Origin of the sequence: Arthrobacter sp. M4, from assembly GCF_020251205.1 — a bacterium.
Taxonomy (GTDB): Bacteria; Actinomycetota; Actinomycetes; order Actinomycetales; family Micrococcaceae; genus Arthrobacter.
Window position 1 is genome coordinate 1 of record NZ_JAIWYX010000034.1, and the last position, 9,795, is coordinate 9,795.

Annotated in this window: 8 protein-coding genes; 1 reads left to right on the top strand and 7 read right to left on the bottom strand. The window is 64.3% G+C overall.

All coding sequences use genetic code 11. The features are described 5' to 3' along the window. Both LD110_RS23115 and LD110_RS23125 read right to left on the bottom strand, forming a co-directional pair. On the bottom strand, positions 1-1,064 hold a 1,064-nt coding region (locus tag LD110_RS23115; protein ID WP_225502290.1), incomplete at its 3' end, for an IS110 family transposase. 1,283 nt (positions 1,065-2,347) lie between these two features. After that, the gene (locus LD110_RS23125; protein ID WP_225502291.1) at positions 2,348-3,733 is read right to left on the bottom strand and encodes an NAD(P)-binding protein; all 1,386 of its coding nucleotides are present in this window, start codon (positions 3,731-3,733) and stop codon (positions 2,348-2,350) included. 753 nt (positions 3,734-4,486) lie between these two features. On the opposite strand from LD110_RS23125, the gene LD110_RS23130 reads away from it, so the two are divergent. Further along, positions 4,487-4,858 carry a hypothetical protein gene (locus tag LD110_RS23130; protein WP_225502292.1) on the top strand — a complete coding sequence of 124 codons (372 nt, stop codon included), beginning with the start codon at positions 4,487-4,489 and terminating at the stop codon, positions 4,856-4,858. A gap of 12 nt (positions 4,859-4,870) precedes the next feature. Here LD110_RS23130 and LD110_RS23135 read toward each other — a convergent pair whose 3' ends face one another. The 5 genes from LD110_RS23135 to LD110_RS23155 form a co-directional block, all read right to left on the bottom strand. Next, the gene (locus LD110_RS23135; protein WP_225502293.1) at positions 4,871-5,521 is read right to left on the bottom strand and encodes a LacI family DNA-binding transcriptional regulator; all 651 of its coding nucleotides are present in this window, start codon (positions 5,519-5,521) and stop codon (positions 4,871-4,873) included. Positions 5,522-5,810: 289 nt separating this feature from the next. Continuing rightward, on the bottom strand, positions 5,811-7,304 hold the full coding sequence (locus LD110_RS23140; protein ID WP_225502294.1) for a glycoside hydrolase family 32 protein: 1,494 nt from the start codon (positions 7,302-7,304) through the stop codon (positions 5,811-5,813). Positions 7,305-7,359: 55 nt separating this feature from the next. After that, positions 7,360-8,283: a PfkB family carbohydrate kinase gene (locus LD110_RS23145; protein ID WP_225502295.1), complete on the bottom strand. Its 924-nt coding sequence runs from the start codon at positions 8,281-8,283 to the stop codon at positions 7,360-7,362. Beyond that, the gene (locus LD110_RS23150) at positions 8,280-9,071 is read right to left on the bottom strand and encodes a carbohydrate ABC transporter permease (RefSeq protein ID WP_225502297.1); all 792 of its coding nucleotides are present in this window, start codon (positions 9,069-9,071) and stop codon (positions 8,280-8,282) included. Before LD110_RS23150 ends, LD110_RS23145 begins: the two co-directional genes overlap by 4 nt. Positions 9,072-9,213: 142 nt before the next feature. Beyond that, a partial coding sequence (locus tag LD110_RS23155) for a carbohydrate ABC transporter permease (protein WP_225502296.1) occupies positions 9,214-9,795 on the bottom strand: 582 nt, incomplete at its 5' end.

The following is a 9,795-nucleotide window of genomic DNA, read 5'->3' on the forward strand; positions in this document are numbered from 1 at the left end:
GTTCGCAGTGGTCCGCCGTCCGGGGCGGGGTGCGGGTGAAAGAGCTGGTCGTAGATTTCCCGGGCGACGTAGCGCTTCAGGCAGCGCATGATTTCCTTGGTGGACTTGCCTTCCTGGCGTCTCCTGTTCACGTAGCTGCGGGTGCGGCTGTCGTAGCGCATCCGGACGAGGACGATACGGTGGATGGCTTTGTTGGCCTGCCGGTCGCCGGCGCGGCTGAGGCGGTGGCGGGTGGTTTTTCCTGATGAGGCGGGGATCGGGGCGACGCCGACCAGGGCGGCAAATTTCGCTTCGGTGCTGACGCGTTCGGGGTTGTCTCCCACGGTGACCAGGAGCTGGCTGGCGACGTCGGTGCCCACGCCCTGAAGATCGCGCAGCATGGGTGCGTGGAGGCTGAGGATGGCGTCGAGTTCGGCATCGATCTGTGCCAGCTCTTGGTGCAGGTGCCGGTAGCGGAGGGCGAGGCGTTTGAGCACGGTCGCGGTGCTGCTTAGCGGCTCGGACGGGGCACCGGCGGGCCGGGTTTTCTCCAAGGTTTTCATCAGGGCAGGGCTGGTCATGCCGCGGTATTTCGCGCGGAGGGGGTCCGGGGCGGTGACCAGGATGTCTTTGACCTGCGCCATCACGGCGATGCGGGCACGCATCGCGGTGGTGCGTTCGGCTCGCAGCACGCGCAGGGATTCCACGGCACCGTCGCGGGACTTCGGGGTGGCAGTGGCCTGACCGGACAACACCGCTTCGGCGGCCTGGTAAGCGTCGAGCGGGTCGGATTTTCCCTGCAGCCGGCGGGCCTGCCGGTTCGGGCGCATGACCTCCACCACGCGTATGCCCCGGCGTGTGAGGATGCGTGAGAGTTCGGCGCCGTAGCTGCCGGTTCCTTCCACGCCCGCAGCCAGGAGATGGCCGTATCCGATGATGAAGTCGATGATCCCTTGGTAGCCGGGGCCCGCGGCGGGGAATTCCCTGGCGGCCAGGTGTCGGCCGGTGTCTGTGATGAGGGCGACGTGGTGGGTATCGGCGTGGGTGTCGATCCCGGCGATGACATTGAGGTGTTCGTTTGCCATGATGAAAACTGCCCTGCCTTGCGTTGCATGCGTGGGAAAGGGGCACGCCGGCCGGGTGGGCAGACAAGACAGTAATGGGACTCTTCGGAACAGGCTCCTATGAGGTCATGTCCATCTGGCCGCCGTGTTTACTGCAGCTGTGTTGCCGTGGACAGATCATTGTGAAGACAACCCATGAGGTGTCAGCAACGGATAGAGCCACACGGCAGCACAGCAATTCCATCATTACTGTCAACGGAATCGGCGTCGGACTGGGTCGTATATCGGCCGGTTTGGCTCGGATTGCTTATGTTTTCTGGAGTTCCCTGTGTTTGCGGGGGCTGGAATGCGGTTCGAGTCCCACCTTGGGCACACGTTTTCCCTTAGGCTGGGGGCCATTTTGGGCCCCTAGCCGGTGTGGACACTGTCCACACTTCCGGGAGCGAAGTGTCGCTAGGGTGTCCTGGCCGTGTTATTCGGTTGTCCTGGCTTTAGTGTGGCCAGCTTCCTCCATTCCTTGATTTTCTTTCGTCCCTTGCTTGGTTTCATTCGTTCATGGCACCTCTGTGGCCGCACGACATGACTTTGCGGTTTGCCTGCAAGAACGGTCGCGTCCTTCGGAGCATGAACCCCTTATTTTTGATCCTTCACGTCAGTTCATGCTTGCCCCGGTCGCTGACTACATGACAATCGCCGAAGGACTTCCGTTTGTCCTTGGTCTTGGGTGCGCCGCGACCCAGGGCTGTTTCCTCACGGGCCCGTGACGCCGGGCCTGGTGTCTTAGCCGTCCGTTACGCGGGCCAGCAGCCACTGTTCCGAGAGCGGGGCCCGGCGCAGGTGGAACGTCCGCCGGGCGGACGTCGACGCGATAAGGCACCTGGAGGCGCCAGTGCTCGACGCTGACCAGGTCACCGGACCCGACCGGTGCGCGGCGGCTGGTGTTCCACCAGTCGCAGCGGTCGAACCAGTGCACGGGTTCGGCGACGACGGCCCAGATCCGACCCTCGTGGCGGACGGCTAGGGGAACGCCTTTCGCGGTGAAACTCGCAGGAGCGGAGATTCGCCGCAAGGGCCGTGCAGAAGAGTCCCAGTTGCCTACCCCTTGCCTACCCCCTTAAGACCGGGACTCTTCTGCTCTGAAAGGCACCCCTGGGTGACGGCGAGCATACAAAGCTCACTAACCACACATCAACATCGCAAGGATCCCGCCCCATCGGGCACGAAGCCGCAGCCGCCGGTCTCGTCTCGAGCCTGCAGCACGAGTCTCACCGCCTCTCAGCGATCGACGGCCGCCGATGGCCGGGTCACGCCGAGGCGATGAGGCGGGGGAGGTTGGAGAGCGCTCCGGCGGCATGGGCTCGGCTGCGTTCGCGAGCCTCGGGGAGGCGTGGGTCGTGGGCGTAACGCTCCAGCTCGGCGAAAGGATACAGCCGGCTCGTGCGCGACCAGGCGGACACGGCCGGATGCTGGCCGCGGGCCCGGGCGTTCGCCATCAGCGCGGCGTAGGCGATGAGGAAGTCGACATTCCGATCCCAGAGGTGCAGCGGGCGGCACAGCTCGTTCTTCTGGTCGTCGTCGTGGAGTTCGGCTTCGACGACGCCAAGCATCGCGTACTGGAACGAGACGGTGCCCCAGAACATCGGCTGAAGCGTGATGCGGCCAGGCTCGAAGATCGGGCGCAGTGGCGGCCGGACGAGCCCCGGCGCCGCGCAGTGGAGGTGCAGCGTGTCGGGTGTCGTGGGGATAATACCGTCGTCGAGGATGATGCGGTCGCGCTCGACAGTACGCACGTGACCGAGGCGGACGACATCCTCGATTCGCCGGAGGAGGGCGATCTCGGCTTCTCCGACGATCGCGCCGTGGAACATCGTGGGTGGCACGGAGGGATCGACCCGCAGCAGGATTCCCTGTTCGTCGAGCCGTGCGAAGAGATCGTCAACCGTCGTCGCTTGGGCCATGGCCTCGATCTGTGCGGCGTTTGCGACGTACTGGTCGACGACGAGGTTGTGCGGCTGCAGGTAGCGTCGGTTCGGCCACCATCCCTCGCGCGGTTTGATCCACGTGAGGTCGGCGGGGTCCACACCCTGCTCGAGAAGCCACACACACGTGTCGAGGGCTGTCTTTCCCGCGCCGATCACTGTGAAGTGTTCGGCCGGGTGGGCGAGTCGGGCGAGCCCACCGGTGGGGATGCAGCGGACTCCCTCGGCCACGGCGAACGGCGGGGCGGAGGTGGCGGGGATGCGGCCCTCGAGGTACCTCGCATCCACCACGCGGCGGCGCACGGTGACGGGCACGGTGCGGCCGTCCAGGCGGGAGACGATCCGACCCTCGTCAACGAACTCGCACTCGGGCAGGTAGACTACACGATCGGTCGGCAGGAAGACCCGCGTCATCGCCTCTTCGAAGTGCGCGCAGATCTCGCTCGGGCCGGCCAGCTCGTACATGCCTGTGTTCGTGCCGCTGACGTCGCGCCTGTTGGCTCCGAATGGCACGGATTCGACGCCGTAGAGGTTCGCGGGCTGGTGCAGCCGAACGAACGGATATGCGTCCTGCCAGTGTCCGCCGGGTGCGTGCCGACGATCGACGATCGCAACCGTGGCATCCGAATGCGCGAGGATCCGGTCGGTGAAGACCATCCCCGCTGTCCCAGCGCCGACCACCAGATAGTCGGCTTCGATGCGCCCGCGCACGCACTCACAGTAAAAAGATTCACACCGAATGGCCAGCACCTGCGTACCGAATTCCGCGTCCCGCTGGCTGCCGTTTGAAGTGGCTGTTGGGAGAGATAACCCGGTCCGTGAGCGAGACCCGGGCGCGAACCTCATCTCCTGAAGCTGATTCGGTCGAGGCTGGATGGGTTTGGTCGGTCCGCTCCGGACAGGTCAGAGAGAGCGCTGAACTGATCTTCACGGGGCAGCGCACTTGAAGATAATTGTGCTGAGCGGATCTTGGCGGCGCACGATGTGGGAGGGGTGAAATGATTCCGGACATCATTGCCCAAGTCGTGGCAGAGCTGATCCAGGGATGGTTCGAGGGGCGGGGCGACGCGTCGCTTGCGTGTTTTGAGGGCTCTGGATCTCTCAAGGGAGCCAGTCATGTCGCTGAAGCAGCGAGAATTCGGGCGAAGATGGCTCACCTATGGACTGAGACATGTTGCGGACCTCGGACTTGAATCGCAAGCACACAAGACATTCGGAGAGCGCTAAAGCGTGTTGAAGCTTTCCCATGGGAGAGCCGGGACGGCGGCAATCGCCAGTAGTTTCCATCGGTGAACTGCCACGTCCGAGTGGTGTCCCAGCGCGAGGATCCTGATGAGCAGGCGTTGGGGACTCAGATACCTGACAACGCACCATAGAAACAATGGTGGCCAGAAGACAAAGCGGCCGTGCCTCCGGAAAGGCGCGACGGTTGCATGGATGGCGCCGAGAATGGAGAGCCCTGACATGCCGGATTTTGACCTGTATGGTCGTGAAATCCGCCATGCTGCACACCTAAGGCGGCCTCAGAAAGGGAGCCCCTTGAAGGGGTCGTGGAAGAAAGTCGTGTTGTCTCCGTGTGGGCCCGCGGTGACGTCGATCTACACACCGGCGGGTCTCCGGGTCGAAGTACACGCCGTCGTCGAATGGCGCGGCAACGGGGCACTTGCCCCCGTCGAAATCCTTCGGTGTCTCCGGGCGGAGGACCGAATTCGCTGGGGGCGGGGCTGGCCGGACCCAGACGCGTTCGAGTGTCGACTCGGCGAGGAGGAAGTCGTGAAGCGGGAGTTGGCGGCCGACAGTCGCGAGTCGATGATGGGACTTGTCGGCTGGAAATGAGGTATCGTGCGCCTACACCTCGAGTTGTTTTGGTAGGTCGCGTTGCCGCCCCGGGGTGTGGCGGCCTTCCTCGATCGTGGCGATCATTTGACGCACGGCCTGGCTCGCCTGATGTTTCGCCTCTTGATCGACGATGCGTGCTGCGTGCGCTTCTGCCATTGACTGGTCTTCGCGGCTGAGGGCAGGAAGTTGATTGGTTACCTGACGCGGTTGCAGTGTTAAGGACCGCGTTATCAGTCCGGCGGGAACCTCTGCGGCCAGATCAGGTTCGAGAACGAGCAGTGCATCGATGCGTCCGGCGGCGTTGTTCAGCGCTGCGCGCCAGGAAGCGTCCTCGTCTGCGACGAAAAGGCAGAGTCCGTAGTTCGTCGGCGCCAGCGCAACAAAGGCACCTTCCAAGGCGTCAATGAAATGTTTGTGCCGCAGCGATGGCGTAAGGACTCCAATGTTGCCCTTTCGTCCTGTGGCCAGTGCTGCGGCCGCTGCGGATGGTATGTATCCCAGATGCTTGGCGATTTCGAGGATCCGGCTTCGTGTGGCTGGTGCGACTTTGGGATGACCTCTTAGCGCCCGGGATACGGTGGCGGTTGAAACCCCACAGGATACGGCGACATCCTTGATACCAACGCGTGGCTGAGTCTCCCTATCGGTGGGTAAATCCACTGGCTTCCCCTTTGTGAGCAATGTGGCGGGGCCGGTCGTCGGGACCGTTTCATCGTGGACACGGCATGTGCTGGCTGGTCAGCTGACGCACGAGGCGATGTCGGAGCGTCAAGGCTGCGTATTCTTCGAACGCCCGGCAGTGCCGGGCGCACGCTAGGATGAACGGTTTCATGCTTGCGGGTGCTGTCTGCGCCGCGACCCGGAGAGCATTCTGCGCTGTGTCATTTGGGCCCGGCATGTTTTGTGAACTGCCTTGGGCCCGGGCGGATTCCCGGTTTCACCGGGAGGGTCAGCTTAGGACCGCCAGTTCAAGTTGGTTTACGGGCACCTCAGCGTCGGCGAAAAACTCAATTTCCGTTTGTCCGCCGTGGGGGAAGATGAGGTCTGTTATGGTTGCGAGCCCGCCCTGGGCGAAGACCTCGATTGAGCATGCGTCTACGTAGACTTCAAGCTCGACCCGACCGTCGATTAGATCGAGTGGCGCCCGCTCAATGGAGGGGAAGAGGTCGTGGACGGCGACGCTGGATGCTGTGCGGTCCAGGCGCAGTTCACGTGTGGCCGCGTCGACGATGAGGGATGTCAGTTCTCCGTCACCTGTTCGGAACCTCAGACCGAATACGCCTCCGGCGGGTTGCATCGTGTTTACCTGAACACGGAGTGCCTCCCCGGAGGGAAGGGTGGCGATGCTGGTTTGCCCTGCGGGCAGAACCGTGCCCGCGCTGTCTGCAGCGTGCGTCACGAGGGTCGGTGTCGGGGCGATGGGCGCCTGGATGAGCCTTGTACGGCCACCGACGGTGGCGAGGGAGATCTCGCGCGGGAGAGTCATCGCGCTCCGCCAGGTTCCGGTGGGGGTTGAGCCGGCGTATTGCCAGTTGCTCATCCAGCCGATCATGACGCGCCGGTCGGCCAGCCCGCTGAAGGAGACTGCGGCGTAGTTGTCCCGGCCCCAGTCGAGCCATGACCCGCGAAGCCCCGCTGCACCGTCGCCGGTTTTTTCGGTGACCGGTGCTTCAGTGAAGCTCACACCGTCGAAGTCCCCGATGAAGTACCGTGTGCCGGAGCCGCCAGCGACTCCGCCTGGGGTAACGCTTACGATGAGCACCCACCCGGTGCGGGTGGGGTCTTCGTCGATCGGGAGTTCGAATAGATCGGGGCATTCCCAGACGCTCTCGGCGGGACCGTCGGCGGTGAAGTCGCTCAGGTGCTCCCACGAGAGGAGGTCCGGTGACTTGTACACGACCACGCGGTGCTCTGTTGCCTCGACGGCGACCATGACCCAATAGGCCCCGGCTGGCCCGTCGTACCAGAAGACCTTCGGGTCGCGGAAGTTGGCGGATTTACGGTCCAGGACTGGGTTGCCGGCGTATTTGGACCATGTTTGGCCCTCGTCGAGGCTGTAGGCGAGGGACTGCGCCTGGGTGCCGTTGCGCTGCGACGTTTCGGTGTACGCGCTGGTGTACACGGCGACCATCGGGGGTGTCGTACCGTTGCCCAGCCCGGAGGTGTTGTGGGTGTCAACGACGGCGCTGCCGGAAAAGATGGCCTCGTCGTCGTCGCACTGGATGGCGACGGGCTGCTCGGTCCATGTGAGCAGATCGGTCGACGTCGCGTGGCCCCAGGACATGTTGCCCCACTCAGGGCCGTAGGGGTTGTGCTGGTAGAAGAGGTGGTAGACGCCGCGGTGGAAGACGAGCCCGTTCGGGTCGTTCATCCAGTTCTTGGCAGGCGTGTAGTGAATGCGGGGCCGATAGATGTCGCGTGTGGGCGCGGGGACGGAAGTCATGGAATCTGTTCTCTGGGTCTTGAATCGGGGGGAGGGGAGAGGGCGGGGTTCTGGGCTAAAGCGCCGGATTCGGGCTGGATAGCTCGGCGAGGGTGGGTGGTTCAGCGCCGGGACGGAAGACGGTGATGGCGGCGGCCCTGGCGGCGAAGGCTCCTGCGGCGGCCAGTTCGGTGTTGCCTAGCGGTTCGAGCTGGGGCCGCAGGGAAGCCAGGAGGGCCCACAGGAGCGCCGACATGTAGCCGTCTCCGGCGCCGACTGTGTCGGCGACCGTGGTGCGGACGGGCTGGATGTCGATGAGGTCGCCGCCTGCGAGGAGCAGCGACCCGTTGGCGCCCGCGGTTACTGCCACAACCGGGCCGTGCGCGGCAATGGCACGGGCTGCTTCACCTGGGGTGAGGTTCGGGTACAGGAAGGCGGCGTCCTCGTCGCTGAGCTTGACGACGTCGGTCAGTGCTGCGAGGCGTTCGAAGCGCGCCCGGGCGGTGCTCGGCTGGCCGAGGAGATCCGGGCGGATGTTTGGGTCGAAGCTCACGGTGGCGCTCTTGCGGAAACCGCGGACGATCTCCTCGACCTGGTCGGCGCCGGGGGCGAGGAACGCCGCAACGGAGCCGATGTGCACGTGGTCCGCGGCCGGGAGGTTGACACCCGTCGGCAGGCTCCAGGTGAGATCGAACGTGTAGCGTGCGGCGCCGTCGTCCTGAATCTCGGCGGCCGCCGTCGACGTCGCCGGAAGGGACCACGATTCCGGCAGCAGGGTCACCCCCGCAGCCTCGAGCCGGGACGCGATTGCCTGCCCTCGCGCGTCCCGGCCCAGGGCCGTGAGGAACGACGTCGCGACACCCAGCCGCGCGAGGCCGCGGGCGACGTTCGCCGGCGATCCGCCCGGGTGCTCCCGGGTTCCTGCGGAGGTGTGGATGATGTCGGTGAGTGCCTCGCCGACGACGAGCACGTGGGGCTTATCGCCGGGCTTCGCGGTCATCCCTTGACCCCGCTGGCTGCGATGCTGTTTACGAACGCACGCTGGAATGCGATGAAGAGCGCCACAACCGGGAGTGTGATCAGAGAGGTGTATGCCATGATCTGGCCCCAGGACACGTTCAGCTGAAAGAAGTACTGCACGCCGATCATCACGGGACGCAGCTCTTCGCTTTGGACAACCATGAGCGGCCACAGGTACGAGTTCCACGCGGGCAGGAAGGTCAGGATGGCAACCGTGGCGACCGCGGGGCCGGAGAGCGGCATGACGACCTGGCGGTAGATCTTGAACCATCCGGCGCCGTCGACGCGGGCCGCTTCGTCCAGCTCCTTGGGGATCGACTCGAAATACTGGTGGAAAAGGTAGATCGAGAACGCATTCGCGACGAACGGGACGATCTGGACATGGTAGGTGTCCAGCCAGCCAGTGGTGAGTGAGAGGTTGAAGCCGTCGACCTCGAGCGCCGGCAACTGGTTCACCCACCACACGAGCGGGAGGGCGAGGGTTTCGAACGGCACAATGAGGGTGGCGATGATGAGGGTGAGGATGATGCCTTTGCCGCGGACCTTCATGCGGGAAAGCGCGAACGCCGCCATCGAATTGATGATCACGCCCAGCACGACCGTGATGACGGAGACGCCAACAGAGTTGATGAGGAACCTCGCGGCCGGAACCCGGTCGAAGACACCGGCGTAGTTGTCCAGCGAGAGATGCCCGACGGGTAGGAACGCGGCAATGGAGGACATGTCGCCGAAGATTTGCTGGTCCGGCTTGAGCGAGGACACGAACATGAACAGCAGCGGGAAGCTGAAGATGACGGCCAGGGCAATCCGGAGGGCCCACCCGCCGATTCCTGTGCCGGGACGGAGAATGCGCGTGGCGCTGCGGGAGGGGCTTTTGCGGCCGGCAGCGGGCTTGATGGCGGCGGACATGTTAGGACTTCTCCCGGGTGAGGTAGCGCTGGACGCTGGAGATGATGAGTACGAGAACGAAGAACACCAGCGAGATGGCCGATGCGTAGGAGGTCTCCTGCTGCTTGAAGCCGGACTGGACCGCCTCGTAGACGATCGTTGTCGTGGAGTCGAGCGGGCCGCCCTGGGTCATGACGTTGATCTGCGTGAACAGGCTCAGTGCCTGGATGGTGATCGTCACGAGGATGAGGTTGCGCGTGTCCCGCAGGCCGGGCCACGTGATGTAGCGGAAACGCTGCCACGAGCTCACTCCGTCCAGGGACGCGGCCTCATAAAGGTCCCCGGAGATGGTCTGCAGGCCGGAGAGCCAGATGATCATGTGGAACCCGGCGGCCTGCCAGACCGAGAGGAGGATGATGGCCGGCATCGCCGTCGCCGTGTTGTTGAGCCAGTCCGGGCCTTGCACGAGGCCGAACGTCACGGTCTTGAGGATCTCGTTGAGCAGCCCGTTCTGGCGGTACATGAACAGCCACAGGAGTGATACAACGACCATCGAAGTGACGACAGGAAGGAAGTAGACGGTGCGGAAGAAGTTCACGCCCCG

Excerpts from the sequence above, each read along its gene's own strand:
- LD110_RS23130 (WP_225502292.1), top strand. The coding sequence starts at position 4,487 with ATGCCGGATTTTGACCTGTATGGTCGTGAAATCCGCCATGCTGCACAC.
- LD110_RS23140 (WP_225502294.1), bottom strand. The coding sequence starts at position 7,304 with ATGACTTCCGTCCCCGCGCCCACACGCGACATCTATCGGCCCCGCATT.
- LD110_RS23145 (WP_225502295.1), bottom strand. The coding sequence starts at position 8,283 with ATGACCGCGAAGCCCGGCGATAAGCCCCACGTGCTCGTCGTCGGCGAG.
- LD110_RS23150 (WP_225502297.1), bottom strand. The coding sequence starts at position 9,071 with ATGTTCGTGTCCTCGCTCAAGCCGGACCAGCAAATCTTCGGCGACATG.